Origin of the sequence: Mycolicibacterium frederiksbergense (genome assembly GCF_012223425.1) — a bacterium.
Classification (GTDB): Bacteria; Actinomycetota; Actinomycetes; order Mycobacteriales; family Mycobacteriaceae; genus Mycobacterium; species Mycobacterium frederiksbergense.
Window position 1 is genome coordinate 4,872,734 of record NZ_CP038799.1, and the last position, 24,504, is coordinate 4,897,237.

The following is a 24,504-nucleotide window of genomic DNA, read 5'->3' on the forward strand; positions in this document are numbered from 1 at the left end:
CGGTCAGGTTAGCCGGTCGGCGACGATCCCCACGGAGTCGAAGGCCGTCTTGATGGCCTCGATCTGAGCGGCGCCGAAACCCTCGGCGCGTGCCGACGCGATGATCGCGTAGCGGGCGTCGACGAACTTCGCCGTCGAGGGCAGCCGGTACAGCGAGTCGTAGAACACCCGCGCCCACTGTTCGCCGGACACCTGATTCTTGGTGGCTTCCATCATCTTGTAGGCGGCGAAGTTCATGATGCCGCTGTTGCTGTGCACATAGTCGAAATCGTCGTCGGCGGTGCAGCCACACGGGTCGACAAGGCGGCCGCCGTAATGCTCGGGCTGCCGGTAGTCCGACGGATCGGCCATGTCGCGGTACGGGTAGCCCGCGGCATCCTCGGCGAAAAGCCAACGGGCAGAACCGGTCTTGTTCTCGATGAGAGCGCCCATGATGTCGGCATAGGACTCGTTCATGGCGCCCGACTCGCCCAGGTAGGCCAGCCCGTTGATGTACTGGATGACCGCGTGGGTGTATTCGTGGGCCACCAGATCCAGGGCCGCCTGGGTGTTGCCGGCATCCCCGAACACCATCACCGATCCGGTCCAGGCGGCATTGCGCCAGCCGCTCGCCGCCACGCCGCCGGGGTTGTAGTCGATGCTCATCATCAGCGCTGCGCCGTTGTCGTCGAACGAATCCCGGCCCAGCACGTCGGTGTAGTAGTCGAAGACCCGAATCATGTTCGCCTGTGCCGACACCGCGGACCGCAGCCAGCTCGTCGTATACCCCACCACCTCGCCGGGGATGCTGGGCAACCCCGACCACGTGCTCTGGTACCTGGTCGCGTAGGTGGTGATGTTGCGGCCGATATCGGTCAGCACGATCGAGGACCCGGTGTTGGCGGCGGTCACCGTGCGCACCTTGCCCAGCTGATCGGTGCCCGAGGAGCGCACCGGGGCCACAGCGTGCTGAGCGGTGGAGAATTCGGAGATGATGGCGCCGGGTTTGGCCCCGTTCGCGGCGATGATGTAGCGGGTGCCGATCGAGGGGTATCGGCTGTCGGCCGCGGAGGTCACGTCGACCCGCCAGGCCAGCCTGGGCTCGTTGTTCAGATCCTCGTGGTAGATCACCAATTCGGTGTCGTAGTGCAGTGTCGCGAAGAAGGCATCCCTGGTGGCCTGGCTGGGAGCGCCGCCGAGATCGGAGACCAGGTCGGTCTTGATCAGCTCGATGACCTTGGACGCCCGGTCCACCGTGCCGATCGGGACGGTGCTGACCCCGGTGATGTCCGTGTCGTAGTTGCTGATCAGGCTCGTCACCGTGCCGGTGCCGTCGGTGGTGAGCACCAGTTCGCCGCCCAGCACCCGCAGCCCGTTCACCGTCGGGTTCAGCCGGTAGGACTTCGTGCCGAAGTCGTTGGTGGCCATGGTGATCTCACCGGCCTTGGCGAACCCGGTGGGCACGCCGAGCAGGATGGAGATCCGGTTCAGCAGGGCCGCAGCCGACACCGCATCGGTGACGGTGTCGACGGTGAAGGTGCCGTCGATGCTGCGTACCTTGCCCGCCGCGTTCCGGCCGACATCCAGGTAGCCGGTCGCCGCCAGGTTCCGCAGCTCGGCAAGTGTGAGCGTGCCGTCGACATCGGGGTGCACCGCCGCGATCGGGATGTTGAGGTCGACCGGTATCCCGTGCGCGCCGTCGAGCGCCGACACGGTGACGTTCAGTGCATCGGGACCGGGTGTGAACCAGGCGCGGTAGCGCGCAACGGTATTCGGCGTGAAGGTGAATGCGCCCGTGTTCTGGTTGATGGTCAGCGTGCCGTCGGTGGGCGTCGCCGAGGCGAGCAGGTAGCTCAACGGGGACGAGTCGGTCACCTGGATCTGACCGCTCACCGCGCCGGTCACCGCGTTCACCGTGTACACGACGGTGCCCGCCACCGGCAGGTCGTTGCCGGGTGTCGATCCCGCCACGGTGACCGACACCGTGAGTGTCTGTGTCGCACCGTGTCCGTCATCGACCCGCACGGTGAACGAATCGGTGCTGTTGCCGGCGGCGCGGGCGGCGGTGGTGGGGGTGTACCCGAAGCTGCCGTCGGCGTTGACGACGACGGTGCCGCGCGCCGGAACGGTGGGCACCACGAACGTCAGCGGATCGTGGTCGGCATCGGTGACGCCGATCTTTCCGGTGACCCGCCCGGTCGCCGGGTCGGCGGACAGCCCGCTGATCGACGCGGCGGTCGGTGCGGTGTTGCGGGGACTGATGGTCACGGTCACCGGCACCGTCAGGAGACCGCCGTGCCCGTCATCGACGGTGACGGTGAAGGTCTCGGTTTTCGCCGACGGGTCCGCGGTGGCCGCGGCATGCCGGGCGGTGACGGTCGGGGTGTAGGTGAACTTGCCGTCGGCGGCGACGACCAGGGTGCCCTTCAGCGTGGCGGTGGTGCCGTCGTAGTAGATGCGGTCGCGATTGGCGTCAGTTCCCTTCACGGTGCCGGTGATCACGCCGGTCGTCGAATTGGGCTTGCCCACTGTCACTTTCACCACGGGGGCGGTGTTCGCCGGGACCACCGCGACGGTGATGGTCTGCTGGACCACCCCGCGCCGTCCGTCGTCGACGGTGATGGTGATCGTGTCGGTCAGTGCGGACAGTGGCGCGGTGTCGGCGGCCGCGGCATGCCGGGCGCTCGCGGTGGGGGTATAGGTGAAGGTGCCGTCGGCGCCGAACGTGATGGTGCCCTTGGTGGGTTTGGCCAGGACGGTGATCGTCAGGGCATCGCCGTCACCGTCGGTGACACCGGTCGTACCGATCACCTGACCGGTGACCGCATTGCCGGTGCCGGTCGCCGCCGCCACCGTGGGCCGCTGATTGGCGGGCACCAGCGAGACCACCCGCAGGGCACCGGCGGCGGTATCGGTCAGGTACAGCTGCATACCGTCCGGGCTTGCGGCCAGGCCACCGATGCCGATGCCGGTGTCCACGGTGGTCTGCAGGGTCCGGCTCGTGGTGTCGTAGACCGCCACGTCGCCGTCGGCGGCGGCCAGGAACAACAGTGATCCGTCCTTGCCGACGGTGGCGCTCAGGGTGGGCTTGGCGGCGGTGAACTCGCCGAGGACGCCGAAGTTGGCCGCGCTGAGCACCCTGATGGTGGTGCCGCCGGTCACCGTGTAGAGGGCCGTGGAATCTCGGCCCACCGCGAGCACCGTGGAATCGACCGTCCCGGCAAGCAGTTTCGCCGAGTTCGACCACGACGAGGTGCTGTAGGCGGCGATGCCCGCAGGTGTGGTCGCGTACACCCGCTTGCCGTCGGGGCTGACCACCAGCGCCGTGGCACCGGTGGTGTTGCCGATCCAGGCGGAGATGCGATTTGTCGACGTGCTGAGTTTGGCCATCTTGCCGGTGGCATTGCCGATGTACACCGCGCCACCGGACGGGCTGATCGCCAGCGTCGTGGGGGTGAAGCGCAGCGCGATCTGGCGCCTCACGGTGTTGGTGGCGGTGTCGATCACCGCGATCGAGCGGCCGGCGGCGTCGGCCACATAGACCGCCTTGCCGTCGGCCTTGACCACGATCGAGACGGGATCGGTGCCAACCGGGATCGTCGAGATCACGGCGCCGTTGAGGGTGTCGACCACCGTCACGGTGCCGGTGCTCGCATCGACCAGGTAGGCGCGGGTGTCGGTGGCCGCCACCGCGCCCGGGCGGCCGGTGGTGGGCACCGGGTCGAGCACGTGGATCGGGACCGGATCGATCGGGACGGCGGCCGCCAGGGCTGCCGGGGCGGAAGCCGCCGCGGCGGTGGGGGTGACACCGAGTTGGCGGCGTGCCGCGGCCAGCAGCACCCACAGGCCGGGAAACTCGACCGTCGGGCCGGGCCGGCTGCCCTGGAACGGTGCCGCCAGCGCGGACAGCAGGGTGTTGATCACCTTCGCCGGTGTCGGCAATGTCGGCTTCGGAACGGACTGGGGGACAGTGCTACTCGCGATGGCGGCGGCGATCACCGGGGTCGCGGCGGCGACCGGTTCTGGGGTCACGGGGTGCGCCAGGGCCGGTGCCGCAGGCTCGATGGTCTGCCGCGGCGCCGGTGCCGCCGCGGTCTTGGTGGTGCGCCGCTGCGTGAGGGCGGTGCGGGGTTTCTTCTTCGGCGACGCCGTCCGGAGCGAGGGACGCTCGGATGCGGTGGCCGCCGGTCCGGGTTCGGCGCTGAGCTGCGCGGTGCCGGTCTCCGACCCGGCGGTCTCCGGTGTCGTCTCGGGCGCTGTCGGGTCGGTCGATGTCGGTTCGGACGCGGAGGTCGCGCTGTCGGACTGGCTGGTCTCCGAGCCGCCGGTGCCGGGATCGGCCCAGGCCGGTGCCGGGACCGCGATCGCGCTACCGATTCCCAAGGCCACCGCGAGCGCGCCGACGCGGCCCACGTGACGGGCACAACCCGCTGCCGTCGAGTCCCTCACGATCACGCCCCCGCCTTGTGGCCGAACAATTGACGGCAACGACAACACTGCCTGGAAGTAGACCACAAAAACGCCCCGACCGGAGACGATGGCGCGTTTGAGTGCCGGCCCGGCTACTGATAGACCGGCTAATGATAGAACCATCTGATGAGCCAGCCGTTTTCCGAGATCAGCGCCGATGAGCACGACCGCCAGCAGGCGCTACACGGGCCGCTGGCCGCCGCGGTGCGCAGGCTGGTGGCGGCCGGCATCACCACCGGGGCCGACAGCGAGACGATCCGCCGGGCGCAGGTCACCCTGGACGCTGTCGCCGACACCTTGGAGCAGCAGCGCCACGACGGTCCGCGGACCATGCTGCATGCCGATACCGGCAGGCCCATCACCTGGGCCGACCCGGTGATCGGTCTGCGCAATGCGATTGCGCCGCCGCTGCTCATCGAGCACACCGAATCAGGGCGCTGCTGGGCCGAATTCGAGCTCGGGGCGCCCTACGAGGGCCCGCCGGGGCGGGTGCACGGCGGCATCTGCGCGCTGGTGCTCGACCACATTCTCGGGGAGGTGGCCAGCGAGGGTCTGCGCAAGCCGCGCTTCACCGGCACGCTGACGCTGAGGTATGTGCGCGGCACCCCGCTCGGGCCATTGCGTGCCGAGGCCTGGGTGGATCGGACCGAGGGGATCAAAGCCTTTGCGCGCGGGCAGATCCTGGACGCCGAGGGCGTGACGGTCGAGGCCGAGGGCATCTTCATCATGCCCGCGTGGGCGCGCGAAGCGGTTTAGCGCTTCCTTCGGATGAAGGTGTCCAGGGCGATCGAACCGCCGCCGAGGAACACCAGCAGCAGGAACCCGAAGCAGAACAGCACCGCGGGTTCGCCGCCATTGTCGATGGGCCAGAACGCCGTCGGCAGGTGCGCGCTGAAGTACGCGTAGGCCATCTCGCCGGAGGCGATGAACGCCGCGATGCGGGTGAACAGTCCCGTCAGGATGAGCAGGCCGAGCACGAGTTCCAGGACCCCGGCGTACCAGTACGGCCAGGTGCCCATCGGGACGGTGCCGGTTTCCATCGCGGTCGGGAATCCCAGCAGCTTCTGGGTGCCGTGCAGCGTGAAGAGCAATCCGAACACGATCCGGAAGATCGAGAGGACCACGGGCGCGAACTGCGTCAGCTTGGTGTCGATAGTGGGCGAGGCCATGCGCCAATAATAGGACTACGGTCCGCTTATTTCCTAGTGCTCGGGTGTCCGGGTCCGCAACCTGTCCACGGAATACGGGCCCGGGCCGGTGAACACCAGCAGAAAGAAGACGAAACAGAACAGGATCGGGGACAGGCCGCCGTTTCCGCCGTACTCCGGCGGGACGATCGGCCAGAGGCCCATCGGCTGATGCTGCCAGAAGTAGGCCACGGCCATGGTGCCGGAGGCGACGAACGCCGCGGCGCGGGTGAACAGGCCGAACATGATGAGCAGCCCGGCGACCAGTTCGATCAGCCCCGCGTACCAGCCGGGCCAGGACCCCGTCGGCATCGTCATCGCTATGGGCCAACCGAACATCTTGGAGGTGCCGAACGCGGTGAACAGGAATCCGAAGACGATCCGGACGAGACTCAGTATCGACGGTGCCAGCGCGTCCAGTCGGGCGGACAGATTGATCATGTATTCGGACACTACCCATTGCGGGCGAGAGGTTCAGGGGCACAGACGAAACCACCCGCCCCACGATCGGTTGGCGATCGCGGCGCGGGTGGCGTCGTCTGGTGCAGCTCCCGGTGGGATTTACACGTCGTAGTACAGCGAGAACTCGTACGGGTGCGGGCGGATCTGGATCGGCATGATCTCGTTCTCCCGCTTGTAGGAGATCCAGGTCTCGATCAGGTCGTCGGTGAACACGCCACCCTCGGTGAGATATTCGTGATCCTCTTCGAGCCTGTCGATCACCGCAGCCAGTGACGTCGGGGCCTGCGGGATGTTGGCGGCCTCGTCCGGCGGCAGCTCGTAGAGATCCTTGTCGACCGGTGCGAGCGGCTCGATCTTCTTCTTGATGCCGTCGATACCGGCCATCAGCATGGCCGCGAACGCCAGGTACGGGTTGCCCGAGCTGTCCGGGCAACGGAATTCGAGGCGCTTGGCCTTCGGGTTGTTGCCGGTGATCGGGATGCGGACACAGGCCGAGCGGTTGCGCTGGCTGTACACCAGGTTGATCGGCGCCTCGTAACCCGGCACCAGACGCTTGTAGGAGTTCACCGTGGGGTTGGTGAACGCCAGCAGCGACGGTGCGTGGTGCAAGATGCCGCCGATGTAGTGGCGCGCCATGTCCGACAGACCCGCGTAACCCGACTCGTCGTGGAACAGCGGCTTGCCGTCCTTCCACAGCGACTGGTGGGCGTGCATACCCGAGCCGTTGTCACCGAACAGCGGCTTGGGCATGAAGGTGACGGTCTTGCCGTTCTGCCACGCGGTGTTCTTGATGATGTACTTGAACAGCAGCACATCGTCGGCCGCGGCCAGCAGCGTGTCGAACTTGTAGTTGATCTCGGCCTGGCCGGCGGTGCCGACCTCGTGGTGGCCGCGCTCCAGGGTGAAGCCCGCGTTCTGCAGGTTGGTGGCCATCTCGTCGCGCAGGTCCACATAGTGGTCGTACGGAGCGACGGGGAAGTAGCCACCCTTGGGGCGCACCTTGTAACCGCGGTTGGGGGATCCGTCGGCCTCATAGGGTTCGCCGCTGTTCCACCAGCCCGACTCGGAGTCGACCTCGTAGAAGGTGCCGTTGATCTTCGAGTCGAAGCTCACCGAGTCGAAGATGTAGAACTCGGCCTCGGCACCGAAGTAGCAGGTGTCGGCGATGCCGGTGCTGGTGAGGTAGTTCTCCGCCTTGCGGGCGACGTTGCGCGGGTCGCGCGAGTACGCCTCACGGGTGAAGGGATCGTGCACGAAGAAGCTGAGGTTCAGCGTCTTGGCCGCCCGGAACGGGTCGATGCGTGCCGTGTTGGGATCGGGCAGCAACATCATGTCGGACTCGTGGATCGACTGGAAGCCACGCACCGAGGAGCCGTCGAAGGCCAGCCCGTCCTCGAACACGCTCTCGTCGAATGCCGCTGCCGGGATCGAGAAGTGCTGGACGACACCGGGCAGATCGCAGAACCGAATGTCGACGTACTCGACATTCTCGTCCTTGATCAGCTTGAAGATGTCATCGGAGGTCTTTTCTGCCACTACAAGTTCTCCTTTTCTGGTGACCCGCGCGTTGACGCTAAGGACACGATGTTGCACGGTCATCAACCATATGTTGCGTGGACGTTACGCAATGCCTTCCGCTCTATGCTTGGTCGTATGGCCCGTGAGCTCTCATCCTGGTTGTCCGGACCGGAACCTTCAAGGTCGGGCAACCCCGCCGACGGGCCCGACGAGTACCCCGGGCACCGGCTGGGCCTGCCGCAGCACGGGTCGGGGTCGATCGCCGGATTCGGGCGACGCACCGCGGCGCTGCTGGTCGACTGGATGATCGCGTACGGCCTGGCGGCGCTGGCGATGAGTCTGGGGCTGCTGTCGCTGCAGACGTTGTCCACCGCGGTCCTGGTCATCTGGCTGCTGCTGGGCGCGGCATCGGTGCGGCTGTTCGGTTTCACTCCGGGCCAGATGGCCCTCGGGTTGATGGTGGTGTCGGTGGACAATCGCCAACATGTCGGGATCGGTCGTGCGCTGGCCCGCGGTGTGCTGGTGGCGCTGGTGATCCCGCCGCTGTTCACCGACAGCGACCAGCGCAGCCTGTCCGATCTGGCCACCAAGACCGCCGTGGTCAGGCGCTGACCGTTCATACCTCGTGGCGGACCTTGCCGTCCATCATCGTCATGGTGATGGTGGTGCCGTGGATGTCGTGGGGGTCGATCTCCAGGATGTTGCGGTCCAGCACGATCAGGTCGGCGCGCTTACCCGCCTCCAGCGAGCCCACCTTGTCCTCCAGCCGGATCTGATACGCCGCGCCCAGCGTGTTGGCGTGCACCGCCTGCTGCACGCTCAGGCGTTGATCGGCCGGCGCGAGCACCTCGGCGCCCGGATCGCCGATCAGCTGGCGGGTCACCCCGATCTGGATCGAGTCCAGCGGTTTGTACGTGGAGAAGTACCCGGCGGCCGGCCAATCGGTGCCCAGCGACACCCGCCCGCCGGATCGCAGTACATCCTGGATCCGGTAGAAGTTGTCCTTGCGCGGCGCCCCGTAGCGCGCGGCCATGTTCAGCACGGTGTCCGGGTCCGCTGAGCACCAGTTCGCCGAGAACTGCGCGAGGATTCCGGTCGTGCCGAACCGGGCGCTGTCGGGGTCTTCGACGTACACCAGGTGTGCGACGGTGTGGCGGCGGTCGCGCGGCGGGTTGGCGGCGATGGCCTGCTCCAGGGCGTCCAGCGCCACCCGGGCGGTCCGTTCACCGCAGGCGTGCACATGCACGTCGATCCCGGCGGCGTCGATCCGGCCGATCATCTGGTGCCACTGGTCCTCGGTGAACGGCGACCCGCCGGTCGAATCCGGTTTGTCCGCATAGGGTTCCAGCAGCCAGGCGGTGTACCCGCCCTGGGTGCCGTCACCGACGATCTTGACGAAGCCGACGCTGACCAGATCGGTGCCGATGCGCTGCCGGAGCGAGTTGAACTGTGTGACGGCGTCGTCGAACGGCGGCGATTTGACGCTGTAGGACGCGACCACGCGCAACGGCAGCGCGCCGCTGTCCTCGATGGCGGCGTACAACTCGATGATGGCCGCCTGATCCCCGCCGACCGGGGGTACGCCGGCGTCGAACACCGAGGTGATGCCCGCGGCGGAGGCCTTGGGTAGCCACTCCACGAGCATGCTCTGCATACCCTCGGGTGAGATCGGGTCGATGGCGTCGACCAGGCTGAGCACCGCATCCACTTCGAGCACATAGCCGGTGGGGTCACCGTCGGCATCCCGCTGGTAGTAGCTGAAGCCGGGCACCGGGTCGGGGGAGTCGCGGTTCACCCCGGCGAGCTCGAGGGCCTTGCTGTTGGCCCACATGCTGTGTGCGTCGATGGCGAAGAAGAAGCCCGCGCGGTCGGGTAGTACCTCGTCGAGTTCGGCGCGGGTCGGGCCGTCGGGGCCGAACATGTCCACCCGCCAACCGAATCCGCGCACGGGGCCGTCCGGATTGTCCTGGGCGTACTGCGCGATCGCGGCCAGCGCGTCGTCCTTGGTGGGGACCTGCAGGTCGACGCCGTGACTGAGGAAGGCGCCCAGGAACGGGTGGATGTGGCCCTCGACGAACCCGGGCATCAGCAGCTTGCCGCCGAGATCCACGACGCGGGTGGCCGGGCCCGCCAGCGCCATCGCGCCGGCTTCGTCACCCACATAGGAGATGCTGTTGCCGGTGACGGCCAAACCCTGCGCCCAGGGGTCGGTGCCGGCGACGGTGTAGATCGGGCCGTTGCGGAACACGAAGTCCGCGCCCGGATCGGCGCCGGGCGCGGGTGTCGTCGCGGGGACAGGTGCCGAACCGTCGGCGCACGCCGCGATCGTGCCGACGGTCGTCGCCGCCATCACCACGGTGGCGGCGCGTAGCACCGTCCGGCGGCTCGAAGTCAGGTTCAGTGCGGCGAAATGCGGTGCCCAGTCACATGCGGTGCACATGCACCCGCCCAGATGTCATGCGAGACATCTAAGCAATCCGGCGACGCCCGTGACGGGGACTCGCCGAATATTTGCGTGTGCGACTATTTGCGGCGCACGGTGCGCTGCACACCGCGCATCTTGGCATTGCCGGGCATCGGGCCCTTCGGCATGGCGGCCGGGCCGATCTTGGAACCCAGTGCGACCAGACGGGACTCCAGCGAATCCATCTGCTTGACGGTGATGTTGGCCGGCAGCTTGTTCAGGTGACGCTCCAGCTTGGCCAGCGGGATCTCGCCCTCGCCGTTGCCGACGACGATGTCATAGATCGGGACATCGCCGACCAGCCGGGCGGTGCGCTTCTTCTCCTGGGCCAGTAGCGGTTTCACACGGGAGGCCGCGCCTTCGCCGACGAGCAGCACCCCGGGGCGGCCGATCACCCGGTGCACCGCGTCGAAGTGCCCGGTCGCCGCGACTCCGGGCGTGACCCGCCACTTGCCGCGCAGGTTGTCCAGCGCCCAGGCCGCCGCGCCGGTCTGGCCCTCGGCCTTCTTGTACACCGACTTCTGCGCGCGACGGCCGAAGATGATGAACGCGACCAGTGCGCCGAGGATCACGCCGAGCGGGATCAGCATGTAGGTGGTGAAGCCACCGGCGACGATGCCCAACGCGACCGACGCCGCGACGATGACGACGAAAGCACCCACCATGTACGGCAGCAGGCGCTTGTCCTCTTTGCGCTGGATCTGGAATGCCTGCCAGAGCTGACTGCGCCGCTGCTTCGAGGCCGCCTTGCGGGCGGCCTTCGCCTCAGCCTTGGCGGCCTTGGTCTGGGCGGGGTTACGCGATTTCGCCATTGGATCAGGATACGGGTGGTGTGGCGGATGCCCGAACCCGTGCCGCCTGCTCGTAGAGCCGGCCGGCGCGGTAGGACGACCGGACCAGCGGACCGGCCAGCACGCCGGCGAATCCGACGCCCTCGGCGAACGCGGTGAAATCGACGAACTCGTCGGGATGCACCCACCGGTCCACCGGGTGGTGCCGCGGCGACGGGCGCAGGTACTGGGTGATGGTGACGATGTCGCAGCCGGCCTCGTGCAGGTCGACCAGCGCGGTGCGCACCTCATCGGGGGTCTCGCCCATCCCCAGGATGAGGTTGCTCTTGGTGACCAGACCGAAGTCGCGGGCGGCGGTGATGACATCGAGGCTGCGCTGGTAGCGGAAGGCGGGCCGGATCCGCTTGAAGATGCGCGGCACCGTTTCGACGTTGTGCGCGAACACCTCCGGACGCGACTCGAAGACCTCTTCGAGCAACGCGGGCACCCCGTTGAAGTCCGGGGCCAGCAACTCGACACCGGTGTTCGGGTTCAGGGCGTGGATCTGGCGCACCGTCTCGGCGTAGAGCCAGGCGCCGCCGTCGGGCAGGTCGTCGCGGGCCACACCCGTGACCGTCGAGTAGCGCAGCCCCATGGCCTGCACGCTCTCGGCGACGCGGCGCGGTTCGTCGCGGTCCAGTTCGGCGGGCTTGCCGGTGTCGATCTGGCAGAAGTCGCAGCGCCGTGTGCACTGCTCGCCGCCGATGAGGAAGGTGGCCTCGCGGTCTTCCCAACATTCGTAGATGTTGGGGCAGCCGGCCTCTTCACACACGGTGTGCAGGCCCTCGCGCTTCACCAGCGATTTGAGTTCGGTGTACTCCGGGCCGGTGCGCAGCTTGGTCTTGATCCACGGCGGTTTGCGCTCGATCGGCGTCTCGGCGTTGCGCACCTCAAGGCGCAGTAGCTTACGGCCTTCGGGGACGACACTCACCGGGTCAATGCTACGCGGATCTGTCCGTCCAGAGCACCGGAGACGGCGTCGGCGACGGCGGTGGTGACATCTTTCACTCCGACCTGTCGGCCCAGTTCGGCGGTCAGCGAGGTCACCCCGGCATCGGCGATGCCGCACGGGATGATGCCGCCGAACGCGCCCAGGTCGCAGTCGCAGTTCAGGGCGAACCCGTGCAGGGTCACCCCGCGCGCCACCCGGATGCCGATCGCACCGACCTTGCGGGCCGGCCGCCCGTCGTCACCGGGCACCCAGACACCGGAGCGGCCCTCGACCCGGCCGGCGTCCACCCCGACATCCGCGCACACCGTGATGAGCGCCTCCTCGAGACGGCGGACGAAATTCACCACATCCAGCGGTTCGGTGAGCCCGACGATGGGATAGCCGACGAGCTGGCCGGGGCCATGCCAGGTGATCTTGCCGCCCCGATCGGTGTCCACCACCGGGACACCGTCGGCGGGTCGTTCCTCGGGCAGGGTGCGCTTGCCCGCGGTGTAGACGGGCGGGTGCTCCAGCAGCAGCAGGGTGTCCGGACCGCCGGCCACCCGCTCCTCGGCGATCTCGCGCTGCAGCTGCCAGGCCTCGCGGTAATCGACCGTGCCCAGCAGCTTGACCTGCAGGGGCACCGGGGATGAACGGATGGAATCCATGACCATCACGCTACGCGGGCGGCGCGCCCGCGGTGACATAGGCGAGCGCCTCGCCGACCGTCTTGTGGTGGAACACGAACCCGGCTTCCTCCAGCGCGGCCGGGATGGCCCGCTGCCCGCCGAGCAGACCCTCGTCGGCGAACTCGCCGAGCACGGCCCGCAAGGCGAAGCCGGGCACGGTCATCGGGGTCGGCCGGCCCAGCGCGCGACCGAGCGCGGAGGTGAACTCGCCGTTGGTGACCGGCGCCGGCCCGGTGACGTTGACCGGCCCGGACAGCCCGGTGTGCGAGATGGCGAACAGCATCGCCCGCACCTGGTCCTCCAGGCTGATCCACGGGAAGTACTGCCGTCCATTCCCGAGCCGGGCCCCCAGGCCCAACCCGAACAGCGGGCGCAGCCGGTTGAGCATGCCGCCGCTGGGGGACAGCACCAGCCCGGTGCGCAGCAGCACCACCCGGGCACCGGCATCGGCGGCCGCCGCGGTGGCCGCCTCCCAGTCCACGCACAACTGGGCCAGGAATCCGGCGCCGTGCGGGGTGCTCTCGTCGACCACCCGGTTGCGGGTGTCACCGTAGAAGCCGACCGCGCTGGCGTTGACCAGAAGCGGCACACCGGCTTCGGCGACCGCGGCGGCGAGCACGTCGGTGGGCCCGATCCGGCTGTCGCGCAGGCTCTGCTTGAACGCACCCGACCACCTCTTGGCGCCCACATTGACCCCGCACAGGTTCACCACGACGTCGACGCCGGCCAATTCGCCGACATCGAACTCACCGGTGTCGGGATTCCAGAACACCTCGTCGGCGTTCGACGGGCGCCGACGCACCAGCCGGATCACCCGGTGATCGGCGGTGCGCAGCGCCGTGGTCAGTGCCGAGCCGATGAGACCCGAGGATCCTGCGATGGCGACGACCATGCCCGCCACCGGCTACAGCCCCAGGTCGGCCTCGAATGCGCCCTCTTCGAGACGGCGCTTGACGGTGGTGAGGAAGCGACCGGCGTCGGCCCCGTCGACCAGGCGGTGGTCGTAGGTCAGCGGCAGGTAGGCCACCGAACGCACACCGATCGACTCGTTGCCGTTGTCGTCGACGACGACGCGGGGACGCTTGACGATCGCGCCGGTGCCCAGCATCGCCGCCTGCGGCGGGACCAGGATCGGCGTGTCGAACAGCGCACCCTGACTGCCGATGTTGGTGATGGTGAAGGTGCCACCGGACAACTCGTCGGGCTTCAGGTTGCCCGACCGCGCGCGGGCCGCGATATCGGCTATCGCGCGGGCGAGCCCGCCCAGGGAGAGGTCGCCGGCGTTGTGCACGACGGGGGAGAGCAGGCCCTGCTCGGTGTCCACCGCGAAGCCGAGGTGCTCGGCGTCGTAGTAGGTGATCGCCTTGCTGTCCTCGTTGTAGCTGGCGTTGACGTTCGGGTGTGCCTTGAGTGCGTCGACAACCGCCACGGCGAAGAACGGCAGGAACGTCAGGTTGACGCCCTCACGTTCGGCAAAGCTGGCCTTGGCCTTGGCCCGCAGCGCCACGATCTTGGTCAGATCGACCTCGTGGGTCTGGGTCAGCTGGGCGGTGGTCTGCAGGCTCTCGCGGGTCTTCTTCGCGGTGATCTGCCGGATCCGGTTGGCCTTCTGCGTGGTACCGCGCAGGTGCGCCAGCGCGGGGGCCGCGGCGGGCTTGGCGGGGGCGGCAGCGGCGGGCGCGGACGCGGCAGGTGCGGCGGGTGCCGGCGCCTTCTTGTCCTCTGCCGCGGCGAGCACATCCTGCTTGCGGATCCGCCCGCCGACACCGGTGCCCTTGACCGCGTTGAGGTCGACACCGTTCTCGGTGGCCAGCTTGCGCACCAGCGGGGTGACATACGGCGACCCGTCACCCGACGGGGCGCTCTCGGCGGCCGGCGCGGGCTTGGATTCCGGCTTCGGCTGTTCCTTGGGCTCCGGCTCCGGTTCGGGCTTGGCTTCCTCGGCGGGCTTGGCCTTCGGCTCGGGCTTGGGCTCTTCCTTCGGTTCTTCCTCGGGAGCCGGCTCGGGCTCGGGCTCGCTCGCAGCCGGCGCGGCATCGGCCGAACCGATCTTGGCGAGTTCACCACCGACCGGGACGACATCGTCTTCCTCGGCGGTGATCGACAGCAGGGTGCCGGCAACCGGCGACGGGATCTCGGTATCGACCTTGTCGGTGGACACCTCGACCAGCGCCTCGTCGACGGCGACCTCGTCGCCGACCTTCTTCAGCCAGCGGGTCACGGTGCCCTCGGTGACGGACTCGCCGAGTTCGGGCATGGTGATCGAGGTGGCATCGCCGCCACCGGAGGCGGCGGGCTTCGCGGGCGCGGGCGCCGCGGCGGGCGCCTCTTCTTCGGCTTCTTCCTCGGGTTCCGGCTCGGGCTCGGCTTCTTCGGCGGGAGCGGAATCGCCCGAGTCGCTGCCGGTCGACTCCTCGGCCGAGGCCTCGTCGGAAGACTCGCCCTCTTCGCCGATCAGCGCGAGGTCGCCACCGACCTCGACGACGTCATCCTCGGCCGCGATGATCTTGGTGAGGACACCGGCGGCGGGCGACGGGATCTCGGTGTCGACCTTGTCGGTACTGACCTCAAGCAGGGGTTCGTCGACGGCGACGGTGTCGCCCTCCTGCTTAAGCCATCGCGTGACGGTCCCCTCGGTGACGCTCTCACCGAGTGCGGGCATCTGGACGGAGATTGCCATGGGTTTTGACTCCTCGAAAGTCATCGTCACGTGTCGTATGAAATGCCCTTCTATCCTGTCACGTCCGTCGCGTGCGGTCGTGACGGACCGCCCACTCGATGCTCTGGCACCATCGAAGGAGGCGTCCGAGAGGAGTAACCCCAGTTGGGACTGTTCGACAGGTGGCGGCGTCCGCGTGGCGGATCGCGATCACAGACCCGAAAACAGGCTTCTGCCGACCTGGCGTATCTGCGTGACTGGGTGGCCACACACATCGGGGTGGAGGCCTTCGTGGAGCCTCAGACCACCGTCACCGAGGTCACCGTCGTGCTGGTGGCCGCCGACGGTGAATGGACCCGACGGCGTACCGGCGGTGACGCCGGGGCCCGCAGATTGAGCACGCAACTCGACATCCCGGTCTACGACGTGCAGAAAGTGGGCTACCCGCAGCGCATGCGCGATTACGATGCGCGTCGCCGCATCGAGCGCGACCGTGCGATGCGCAAAGACCTCGAAGGGTAGGCCATGACCGACATCACCGAACGGTTCGTCGACAGTGCCGACGGGACCCGCATCGCGGTCTACGAACAGGGCAATCCGGACGGCCCGGCGGTGGTGCTGGTACACGGCTGGCCGGACTCCCACGTGCTGTGGGACAGCGTCGTGCCCTTGCTCTCTGGACGCTTCCGGGTGATCCGCTACGACAATCGCGGCGTCGGGCAATCGGCGGTGCCCAGCCATCATTCGAGCTACACCATGGCGCGTTTCGCCGACGATTTCGCCGCGGTGGCCGCGGCGGTCAGCCCGGCGGCGACGGTGCACGTGCTGGCGCACGACTGGGGTTCGGTCGGGGTGTGGGAATACCTGGCCCGGCCCGGCGCGGCGGATGTGGTGGCGTCGTTCACGTCGGTGTCTGGGCCCAGCAGCGACCATCTCAATCGCTTCGTGATCGACGGACTCACACAGCCCTACCGGCCACGCCGATTCGTCCGCGGCCTCAGCCAGCTCGCGCGGTTGTCCTACATGGCTGCGTTCTCCACCCCGGTGCTGGCGCCGGCGGCGGTCCGGATCGCCGTCGGGCGCGGCGGCATGCGGCGGCGGCTGCTCAAGGACGGCATCGCGCCGGAGGCCATCCACCATTCCCGGGGATTCGTCGGCGACGCGGTCAACGGCGTCAAGGTGTACCGGGCCAATTTCTTCCACGGGTTGCGCCACGCCCGCGCCGACCATCGTGTCGACATCCCGGTTCAGCTGATCGTGAACACCAAGGATCCCTATGTGCGGCCCTACGCCTTTGCCGATATCCCGGACCGGGTGCCGCGGTTGTGGCGGCGCGACCTGATCGCCGGGCACTGGGCGCCGCTGTCGCATCCCGGTGCGCTGGCCCGGGCCGTCACCGAGCTCGTCGATCACCTGGGCGGCGCCCCGGCCGGACGTGAGCTCGCACGGGCCGAGGTCGGTGTGGCGCGTGCGCCGTTCGGCGATCAGCTGGTGTCGGTGACCGGGGCGGGCAGCGGTATCGGGCGCGCCACCGCCCTGGCCTTCGCCGCCTTGGGCGCCGAGATCGTGGCGAGCGATATCGATGAGGGGGCGGCGGCCGCGACCGTCGCGGAGATCACGGCCGGCGGCGGAACCGCGCACGCCTACCGGCTGGACGTGGCCGACGCCGAGGCCGTCGGTCGGTTCGCCGAGCAGGTGTGCGCCGCGCACGGGGTGCCCGATGTGTTGGTCAACAACGCCGGTGTCGGGCACGCCGGGCTGTTCCTGGACACCCCGGCCGACCAGTTCGACCGGGTGCTGGCCATCAACTTCGGCGGGGTCGTCAACTGCTGCCGGGCATTCGGGGCGCGGATGGTCGAGCGCGGCACCGGCGGGCACATCGTCAACGTCGCGTCGATGGCCGCGTATTCACCGACGCAGGCGATGAATGCCTATGCCACCAGCAAGGCCGCGGTGTTCATGTTCTCCGACTGCCTGCGCGCCGAACTGGATTCGGCGGGGATCGGACTGACGACGGTGTGTCCCGGCGTCATCGACACGAACATCATCGACGCCACCCGCTTCGATGTGCCCACCCACAAGCGGGCCGACGTGGAACCGCTTCGGGCACAGCTCAAGAACGGATTTGCGCTGCGGCGCTACGGCCCGGAGAAGGTGGCCAAGGCCATCGTCTCGGCGGTGCAGAAGAACACGCCGATCCGCCCGGTCACCCCGGAGGCGTACCTGGTCTACGGGGTGGCGCACGCGCTGCCGCAGGTGATGCGCAGCACCGCGCGGGCCAACCTGGGCTGAGGATCAGCCGTTGGCGGCGATGTCCTCCAGCACCGCGAACATGGTCCGGGTCGGCACCCCGGTGCCGCCCTTGGGGGTGTAGCCCCACGGCCCGCCGGTGTTGTAGGCGGGCGCGGCGATGTCGATGTGCGCCCACTGCACGTCATCGGCGACGAACTCACGCAGGTACACCCCGGCCACGAGCATGCCGGCGAAGCGCGAGGAACTCACATTGGCCAGATCGGCGACCGTGGACTTCAGATCGTCCTTGAGCTCCTCGGGCAGCGGCATCGCCCAGCCGTTTTCGCCGACCGACTGCGACAGCGTGGCCACCCGGTCGCGGAACTCGTCGCTGCCCATCACGCCGGGGGTCCGGGAGCCCAGCGCCACGGTCTGCGCACCGGTCAGCGTCGAGGTCTCGATCAGGTAATCCGGGTCGTCCTCGCAGGCCCGCACGATGGCGTCGGCCAGGATCAGGCGGCCCTCGGCATCGGTGTTGAGCACCTCGACGGTGATGCCGCCGTACTGGGTCAACACATCGCCGGGACGCTGCGCGGTGGCAGAGGGCATGTTCTCGGCCATCGGGACGGTGGCGATCACATCGATGGGCAGCTTCTGCGTGGCGGCCAACACCACCGTGGCGATGACGGCGGCCGCGCCACCCATATCGGAGGTCATGTGGTGCATGTTGGCGGCGGGCTTGATGGAGATGCCGCCGGTGTCGAAGGTGACGCCCTTGCCGACCAGTGCGACCCGCTTGCCGCCGCGCTTGGCGCCCTTGTAGGTCAGGCGCACCAGCCGGGGCAGCCGTGACGAACCCTTGCCCACCCCGACGATGCCGCCGTAACCGGCCTTGGTCAGCGCCTTGTCGTCGAGCACCTCGACGACCAGACCGACGGTCTCGCCCAATGCCTTTGCCTGCTTGGCGAATTCGGCCGGGAACAGGTGGCTCGGCGGGGTGTTCACGAAGTCGCGGGCGGTACCGACGGCGGAGGCCACATCGACGGCGCGGACGGCGGCGGCCTTGGTGGCGGCCTTCGCGTCGCCGGCGAGCGCGACGATCTTGGTCAGGCCGGTGTCCTTGGGCGCGGTCTTGTCGCTGCGGAAATCGGTGAACCGGTACCCGCCGAGGATCAGGCCCTCGATGGCGGCCTCCAGGTCCAGGGTGGACAGCGCGGTGACGACGGTGGCGACCTTGTCCAGCGAGCGCGCCGCAGACCCCGCGGCGCGGCGGATCGTGTCGGGCTGCCATTCGTCGCTCGGATCGCCCAGGCCGACGGTCAGCACGCTGGCCACCGGCAGCGCGGCGATCACCAGCCGGTGCAACTGACCTTCGCCGCCGGTCCCGTTGAGCGCCCGCAGGCCGGACTCGATGGCCCCGATGGTGTCGGCATCCAGCACGGAGTCGACGCCGATGACGGCCGGACCGGCGTCGCCGGTGACCGCCGGTACGACGAGCACGGCGTCGGCCATGCCCCTGCCGGGCAGGGACGAGCTGACGGTGACGGTGGGGGCCTGGTATCCGGGTGCGCTGCTCATCCGCACAACCCTAATCAGGTCAACGCGTACGCGTTGACCGGCTCGTCGAAGCCCTTCAGCCGCAGCGGTGCCGCGGCGGCGGTCTGGCGGCCGGGGGAGAGCTCGTGCACGGACTCCGAGACCAGGATCTGGCCGGGGGCCGCGGCGGCCACCAGTCGGGCGGCGCGGTTGACCGGGTTGCCGAAATAGTCCCCGCCGAAGGTCAGCACCGTGCCGTAGTCCAGGCCGGCCCGGATCAGCAGGCCGGCCTCTGCGGCGCGCGGATGTCCGACGATGTCCTCGGCGACCCGCACCAGTTGCTCGGGGCTCGGTGCCACCCACATCACCTCGTCGCCGATGAACTTGACCAGCCGTGCGCCCAGGCCATGGATGATATCGGCTGCGGCGGCGCTGAATTCGTTGAGCAGTGCCGTCAGTTCGGGGATGCCGAGAGTCTGGGTCAGCGAGGTGAAACCGGACAGGTCGGCGAACCCGACGCCGCACACCACCGTCGCCGGATCCTCGCGGGCTACCTGCTCGAAATACATCCGGGTGGTCCGCAGGTGATGACGGTGCACGGCGTCCATCAGTGCGCCGAGCCGCGGGACGAACTCCGCGGCGACCCGATAGGCCCTGGCCGTGCGGAATTCGTCATGGGACTGCTCGATCTGGATGTCCGGGGTGTTGGCACGGATCATCGAGGCCACCGCTTCGGACAGCCGCGCCATCCCGGCCCCCACCACCCGCAGCAGCGCGGTGGCGGCCTCGTCACCGAGCGGCCCACGCATATCGACCCAGGTGGCCAGGCCATCCACATCGGCCTGGCTGAGCACGAACTCGTCGGGACCGGCGACGGTGAGTCCGAGCGCGGCCCAGGCCTTCGCCACCTCGGCGACCGGGAGCCCCAGCGCGTGCGCCGCGGTGGTCAGGCTGTGGATCGGCGGACCGGTCAGCTGGACCGCGTCACCGGCCAGCCCGAACAGGCGTCCGCGCCGTTCGGCGTCGACCATCTCCTCGGGGCTGAAGCCGAGCCCGGCCAGGTATTCGATCAGGGCCGCCCGGCCGCGCGCGTCGGCGATCCCGGCGGCCTGGAGCGCGTCGAAATCCACCACCGGGCCAGTGTGACAGCAGGGAGGCTCGCACTAGGGTGAGTTCGTGAGTGAGAACCTGCTGCACGGCCCGCTGGAAGAACAACACCGCGCACTGGGCGCCAGTTTCGCCGAGTTCGGTGGCTGGCTGATGCCGGTGTCGTACGCGGGCACCGTCGCCGAGCACACCGCCACCCGCACCACCGTCGGCCTGTTCGACGTGAGCCATCTGGGCAAGGCGCTCGTGAAGGGCCCGGGTGCGGCCGACTACGTCAACCGCGCGCTCACCAACGACCTCAATCGCATCGGACCGGGGAAGGCGCAGTACACGTTGTGCTGCAACGAGACCGGTGGCGTGATCGACGATCTGATCGCCTACTACGTCGCGGACGACGAGATCTTCCTGGTGCCCAATGCCGCCAACACGGCCGCCGTCGTCGCCGAGTTGGTGCGCCACGCCCCGGACGGCCTGACCATCACCGATGAGCACCGCTCCTATGCGGTGCTGGCGGTGCAGGGACCCAAGGCCGCCGAGATCGTCGCGGGACTGGGGCTGCCGACGACGATGGATTACATGGGCTACGCGGACGGCGAGGTGGCCGGTGTGCCCACCCGGGTGTGCCGCACCGGCTACACCGGGGAGCACGGATTCGAGTTGCTACCGGAATGGGATCGCGCCGGGGCGGTGTTCGACGTTCTGGTCGAGGCCGTGCGTGTCGCGGGCGGCGAGCCTGCGGGCCTGGGCGCCCGCGACACCCTGCGCACCGAGATGGGATACCCGTTGCACGGGCACGAACTGTCGTTGGACATTTCCCCGTTGCAGGCCCGCACCGGCTGGGCGGTGGGCTGGAAGAAGGACGCGTTCTGGGGCCGCGACGCGTTGCTGGCCGAGAAACAGGCCGGACCGACCCGGCTGCTGCGCGGCCTGAAGGCGCTGGGCAGGGGCGTGCTGCGGGCCGATATGACGGTGCTCGACGGAGATACCCCGGTGGGCGTCACGACATCGGGAACGTTCTCTCCCACACTGAAGGTCGGCATCGCGCTGGCCTTGATCGACACCGCCGCCGGGATCGAGGACGGCGCGACCGTGACCGTCGATGTGCGCGGGCGGGCCCTGGAATGCGAAGTGGTAAGCCCGCCCTTTGTCCAGGCGAAAACCCGTTAGCCTTGGGTTATACAATCGGTTCATGACTGACCGCCCCCTCGAATTCACGCTTGCCCGCAACACCTCCCCGGCAAGCGATGAAGTACGAGCGGGCATCCTGGCCGATCCCGGCTTCGGGCGGTTCCACACCGACCACATGGTGTCGCTGAGCTACACCACCGCCAACGGCTGGCACGACGCGCAGGTGCTGCCGTACGGCCCCATCGAACTGGATCCGTCGGCGATCGTGCTGCACTACGCGCAGGAGATCTTCGAGGGACTGAAGGCCTACCGCTGGGCCGACGGTTCCATCGTGTCGTTCCGGCCGGAGGCCAATGCCGCCCGGCTGCAGACCTCGGCGCACCGACTGGCCATCCCCGAACTGCCCACCGAGCTGTTCCTGGAATCGCTGCGCCAGCTCATCGCGGTCGACGAGCAGTGGGTGCCGGCCGCGGGCGGCGAGGAATCGCTGTACCTGCGTCCGTTCGTGATCGCCACCGAACCCGGACTGGGCGTGCGGCCCTCCGACGAGTACCGCTACCTGGTCATCGGTTCGCCGGCCGGGGCGTACTTCAAGGGCGGCATCAAGCCGGTCAGCGTGTGGCTGTCCAACGAGTACGTGCGGGCTTCCCCGGGCGGCACCGGTGCGGCGAAGTTCGGTGGCAACTACGCGGCCTCGCTGCTGGCCCAGGCCCAGGCCTCCGAGCAGGGCTGCGATCAGGTGGTGTGGCTGGATGCGATCGAACGCCGCTACGTCGAAGAGATGGGCGGGATGAACCTGTTCTTCGTGTTCGGCAGCGGCGGATCGGCGCGCCTGGTCACCCCGGAGCTGTCCGGCTCGTTGTTGCCCGGCATCACCCGGAACTCGTTGCTGCAGTTGGCCACCGACGCCGGCTTCGCCATCGAGGAACGCAAGATCGATGTCGACGAATGGCAGAAGAAGGCAATCGCCGGCGAGATCACCGAGGTGTTCGCGTGCGGGACCGCCGCCGTGATCACCCCGGTGTCGCACGTCAAGCATCGCGAGGGTGAGTTCACCATCGCCGACGGGCAGCCCGGGGAGATCACCATGGCGCTGCGCGACACCCTGACCGGGATCCAGCGCGGCACCTTCGCCGACACGCACGGCTGGATGGCCCGGCTGAACTGAGTCAGGTGCCGCAGAAGGTGCGGTAGCCGGCGGCGAAATCCTCCGATGCGGGCAGCGCGTAGCGCTGCAGGCCGGGGCGTTCGGTGAACGGATCCCCGATCGCGTCCAGCAGCGTGCGTGCCGGTCCGACATCTCCGGCGGTGGCTGCCGCCAGCGCCTCCTCGACCAGGTGGTTGCGCGGGATGTAGACCGGGTTCGCCGCATCCATCGCCGCGGTGTCCGGGGAGTGTGTGCGCCAGCGTTTCACCCAAGCCATGAATCCCAGCGGCATGTCACCGTGCGCCAACGCGCGGAAGAACGAGGTGTGATCGGTGCGGTGCTCCGCCATGAGCGCCGGCAGCTCATCGATCAGGGCATCGTCGGTAAAGCCCTGAGCCAGGCCGAGTTTGGCGCGCATTCCCGCACGCCACGCCGTCTGGTAGCGCGGGGCGAACGCGCCGAGCGCGGCGGTGGCCAGTTCGATGGCGGTATCGGCATCGTCGTCGATCAAGGGCAGCAGCGTCTCGGCGAAGCGGGCCAGGTTCCATCCGGTGATCGCCGGCTGATTGCCGTAGGCGTAGCGGCCCCAGCTGTCGATCGAGCTGAACACGGTGGCCGGATCGAAGGTGTCCATGAACGCGCATGGCCCGTAGTCGATGGTCTCACCGGAGATGGTCACGTTGTCGGTGTTCATCACGCCGTGGATGAACCCCACCAGCATCCACCGGGCCACCAGTTCGGCCTGCACCGAGATCACCGCGTCGAACAACGCCAGGTACGGGTTGTCGGCCTGCGCGCAGCCGGGATGATGGCGGGCGATCGCGTGGTCGGCGAGGCGGCGCAGCAGTGCTTTGTCCCCGGTACCCGCGGCGTACTGGAAACTGCCGACCCGCAGGTGACTGGCGGCGACCCGGGCCAGCACCGCGCCCGGCAGCGGGGTCTCCCGATGCACCGTCGCACCGGTGGCCACCACCGCCAGCGATCGGGTGGTGGGGATCCCCAGGGCGTGCATCGCCTCACTGATCACGTACTCACGCACCATCGGGCCGATCGCGGCCAGGCCATCACCGCCGCGGGCCAGCGGGGTTCGGCCCGAGCCCTTGAGGTGCAGGTCGCGGCCGTCCTCGAACTCGCCGAGCAGCAGCGCCCGGCCGTCACCGAGGCGCGGCTGCAGCCCACCGAACTGATGACCGGCATAGACCTGGGCGACCGGCGTCGCCGAGGCGGGCAGGGTCGTCCCGGTGAGCAGACCGATACCGGCCGGGCTGCGCAGCCAGTCGGGGTCCAGTCCCAGCTCGTGGGCCAGCGGTTCGTTGAGCAGCAGCAGGCTGGGTTGCGGCGGGTTCTGCGCCTGCCAGCTGATCGCCAGCTCGGGAAACTCGGTGGCGAAGCGGTTGCCCAGCGAGAGGGTCGAGGTGGTCATCTTCTCGACGCTAGTTGATGGCCAGTCCCAGTGCGGTCAGCGTCGTCGTGACCTCCACGGATGCCCCGAGCACATCGCCGGTGATCCCACCGAACCGGCGCACACAATGGGCGACCAGCGCCGCGCACAGCCCCAGCGCCAGCAGCACCACCAGCGGACCCTGCCACGGCCGCGGGGTGGCGAAGGCGGCGGCCGCGGCCAGCGCGACCGTCCAGGCCGCCACCACCGGCAGCGGTTGGGAGCCCGCGACCATCGTGCCCAGCGTGCTGCCCGGCGCGGCCGGCACCGAGCGGCGACACGTCAGCACCACCGCGACCCGGCCCGCCAGCACCGCCACCACGATCCCGGCCGGCGCCAGCGTGCCGAAGGTCAAGCCCTGCACCGCGATGGCGATGACGACGGCGGCGACCCCGAACGGCCCGGCGGTCCCGTCACGCATCACCGCGAGCGCCCGCTCGGGCGGGCCGTAGCAGCCCAGTCCGTCGACGGTGTCGGACAGGCCGTCGATGTGCAGGCCGCGGGTGAGCAGCAGCAGCGCCGTGACCGCCAGCACGCCGGCCAGCGCATCCGGCCCGAACAGCTGTCCGCCCGCCCAGACCAGCCCGGCGGCCACCGCCCCCAGCGCGGCGCCGACCACCGGTAGCGCGGTCAGCGCGCCGCGCCCGAACGGCGTCGCCGATCGCACCGGCAGCACCGTGCCGAATGCGAAAGCCGAAGCAAGCGAACCGATCATCGTGCTCTG

At 68.9% G+C, this 24,504-nt stretch carries 21 protein-coding genes; 7 read left to right on the plus strand and 14 right to left on the minus strand.

Going from position 1 to position 24,504, the window contains the following annotated elements; translation table 11 throughout:
• Positions 1-3: 3 nt before the first annotated feature.
• Complete coding sequence (locus EXE63_RS26610; protein ID WP_168144413.1) at positions 4-3,903, minus strand: cadherin-like domain-containing protein; 3,900 nt, start codon at positions 3,901-3,903, stop codon at positions 4-6.
• Here EXE63_RS26610 and EXE63_RS26615 point away from each other — a divergent pair.
• Positions 3,893-4,396: a hypothetical protein gene (locus EXE63_RS26615; RefSeq protein WP_168144414.1), complete on the plus strand. Its 504-nt coding sequence runs from the start codon at positions 3,893-3,895 to the stop codon at positions 4,394-4,396. The genes EXE63_RS26610 and EXE63_RS26615 overlap by 11 nt on opposite strands.
• 179 nt (positions 4,397-4,575) lie before the next feature.
• Complete coding sequence (locus EXE63_RS26620) at positions 4,576-5,205, plus strand: PaaI family thioesterase (RefSeq protein ID WP_168144415.1); 630 nt, start codon at positions 4,576-4,578, stop codon at positions 5,203-5,205.
• Here the strand turns inward: EXE63_RS26620 and EXE63_RS26625 are convergent.
• From EXE63_RS26625 to glnA, 3 genes are all read right to left on the minus strand, one after another.
• The gene (locus EXE63_RS26625; protein ID WP_168144416.1) at positions 5,202-5,618 is read right to left on the minus strand and encodes a DoxX family protein; all 417 of its coding nucleotides are present in this window, start codon (positions 5,616-5,618) and stop codon (positions 5,202-5,204) included. The genes EXE63_RS26620 and EXE63_RS26625 overlap by 4 nt on opposite strands.
• Before the next feature lie 33 nt (positions 5,619-5,651).
• Positions 5,652-6,077 (minus strand): DoxX family protein, encoded by a 426-nt coding sequence (locus EXE63_RS26630; protein WP_168144417.1) that lies wholly within the window; start codon positions 6,075-6,077, stop codon positions 5,652-5,654.
• 120 nt (positions 6,078-6,197) lie between these two features.
• Positions 6,198-7,634: a type I glutamate--ammonia ligase gene (glnA, locus tag EXE63_RS26635; RefSeq protein ID WP_168144418.1), complete on the minus strand. Its 1,437-nt coding sequence runs from the start codon at positions 7,632-7,634 to the stop codon at positions 6,198-6,200.
• Between the two features lie 117 nt (positions 7,635-7,751).
• On the opposite strand from glnA, the gene EXE63_RS26640 reads away from it, so the two are divergent.
• On the plus strand, positions 7,752-8,228 hold the full coding sequence (locus EXE63_RS26640; protein ID WP_168144419.1) for an RDD family protein: 477 nt from the start codon (positions 7,752-7,754) through the stop codon (positions 8,226-8,228).
• 4 nt (positions 8,229-8,232) lie between these two features.
• Here the strand turns inward: EXE63_RS26640 and EXE63_RS26645 are convergent, their stop codons facing one another.
• From EXE63_RS26645 to sucB, 6 genes are all read right to left on the minus strand, one after another.
• A complete protein-coding gene (locus EXE63_RS26645) occupies positions 8,233-10,056 on the minus strand; it encodes an amidohydrolase (protein ID WP_168144420.1) in 1,824 nt (607 codons plus the stop codon).
• An 83-nt stretch (positions 10,057-10,139) separates the two neighbouring features.
• The gene (locus EXE63_RS26650; RefSeq protein WP_168144421.1) at positions 10,140-10,892 is read right to left on the minus strand and encodes a DUF4191 domain-containing protein; all 753 of its coding nucleotides are present in this window, start codon (positions 10,890-10,892) and stop codon (positions 10,140-10,142) included.
• Between the two features lie 4 nt (positions 10,893-10,896).
• Positions 10,897-11,841 carry a lipoyl synthase gene (gene lipA / locus EXE63_RS26655; RefSeq protein WP_168144422.1) on the minus strand — a complete coding sequence of 315 codons (945 nt, stop codon included), beginning with the start codon at positions 11,839-11,841 and terminating at the stop codon, positions 10,897-10,899.
• Positions 11,838-12,509: a lipoyl(octanoyl) transferase LipB gene (lipB, locus tag EXE63_RS26660; RefSeq protein ID WP_168144423.1), complete on the minus strand. Its 672-nt coding sequence runs from the start codon at positions 12,507-12,509 to the stop codon at positions 11,838-11,840. The genes lipA and lipB overlap by 4 nt, the downstream gene beginning before the upstream one ends.
• Positions 12,510-12,519: 10 nt before the next feature.
• Positions 12,520-13,422, minus strand: coding sequence for a TIGR01777 family oxidoreductase (locus EXE63_RS26665; protein ID WP_168144424.1), 903 nt, complete (start codon positions 13,420-13,422; stop codon positions 12,520-12,522).
• A gap of 12 nt (positions 13,423-13,434) precedes the next feature.
• Positions 13,435-15,210: a 2-oxoglutarate dehydrogenase, E2 component, dihydrolipoamide succinyltransferase gene (gene sucB, locus EXE63_RS26670; protein ID WP_168144425.1), complete on the minus strand. Its 1,776-nt coding sequence runs from the start codon at positions 15,208-15,210 to the stop codon at positions 13,435-13,437.
• Between the two features lie 144 nt (positions 15,211-15,354).
• Here sucB and EXE63_RS26675 point away from each other — a divergent pair, with 144 nt between their 5' ends.
• Positions 15,355-15,711: an oxidoreductase gene (locus tag EXE63_RS26675; RefSeq protein WP_168144426.1), complete on the plus strand. Its 357-nt coding sequence runs from the start codon at positions 15,355-15,357 to the stop codon at positions 15,709-15,711.
• A 3-nt stretch (positions 15,712-15,714) separates the two neighbouring features.
• Positions 15,715-17,481 (plus strand): SDR family oxidoreductase, encoded by a 1,767-nt coding sequence (locus EXE63_RS26680; RefSeq protein WP_168144427.1) that lies wholly within the window; start codon positions 15,715-15,717, stop codon positions 17,479-17,481.
• A 3-nt stretch (positions 17,482-17,484) separates the two neighbouring features.
• Here EXE63_RS26680 and EXE63_RS26685 read toward each other — a convergent pair whose 3' ends face one another.
• A complete protein-coding gene (locus tag EXE63_RS26685; RefSeq protein WP_168144428.1) occupies positions 17,485-18,999 on the minus strand; it encodes a leucyl aminopeptidase in 1,515 nt (504 codons plus the stop codon).
• A 14-nt stretch (positions 19,000-19,013) separates the two neighbouring features.
• A complete protein-coding gene (locus EXE63_RS26690) occupies positions 19,014-20,090 on the minus strand; it encodes an adenylate/guanylate cyclase domain-containing protein (protein ID WP_168144429.1) in 1,077 nt (358 codons plus the stop codon).
• A gap of 43 nt (positions 20,091-20,133) precedes the next feature.
• Here EXE63_RS26690 and gcvT point away from each other — a divergent pair, with 43 nt between their 5' ends.
• Both gcvT and EXE63_RS26700 read left to right on the plus strand, forming a co-directional pair.
• Positions 20,134-21,231, plus strand: coding sequence for a glycine cleavage system aminomethyltransferase GcvT (gene gcvT / locus EXE63_RS26695; protein ID WP_168144430.1), 1,098 nt, complete (start codon positions 20,134-20,136; stop codon positions 21,229-21,231).
• 22 nt (positions 21,232-21,253) lie between these two features.
• Positions 21,254-22,360 carry a branched-chain amino acid aminotransferase gene (locus EXE63_RS26700; RefSeq protein ID WP_105362452.1) on the plus strand — a complete coding sequence of 369 codons (1,107 nt, stop codon included), beginning with the start codon at positions 21,254-21,256 and terminating at the stop codon, positions 22,358-22,360.
• A 1-nt stretch (position 22,361) separates the two neighbouring features.
• Here the strand turns inward: EXE63_RS26700 and EXE63_RS26705 are convergent, their stop codons facing one another.
• Both EXE63_RS26705 and EXE63_RS26710 read right to left on the minus strand, forming a co-directional pair.
• Positions 22,362-23,762: a protein adenylyltransferase SelO gene (locus EXE63_RS26705; protein WP_168144431.1), complete on the minus strand. Its 1,401-nt coding sequence runs from the start codon at positions 23,760-23,762 to the stop codon at positions 22,362-22,364.
• 10 nt (positions 23,763-23,772) lie between these two features.
• A complete protein-coding gene (locus EXE63_RS26710; protein ID WP_168144432.1) occupies positions 23,773-24,495 on the minus strand; it encodes an adenosylcobinamide-GDP ribazoletransferase in 723 nt (240 codons plus the stop codon).
• Positions 24,496-24,504: the final 9 nt, after the last annotated feature.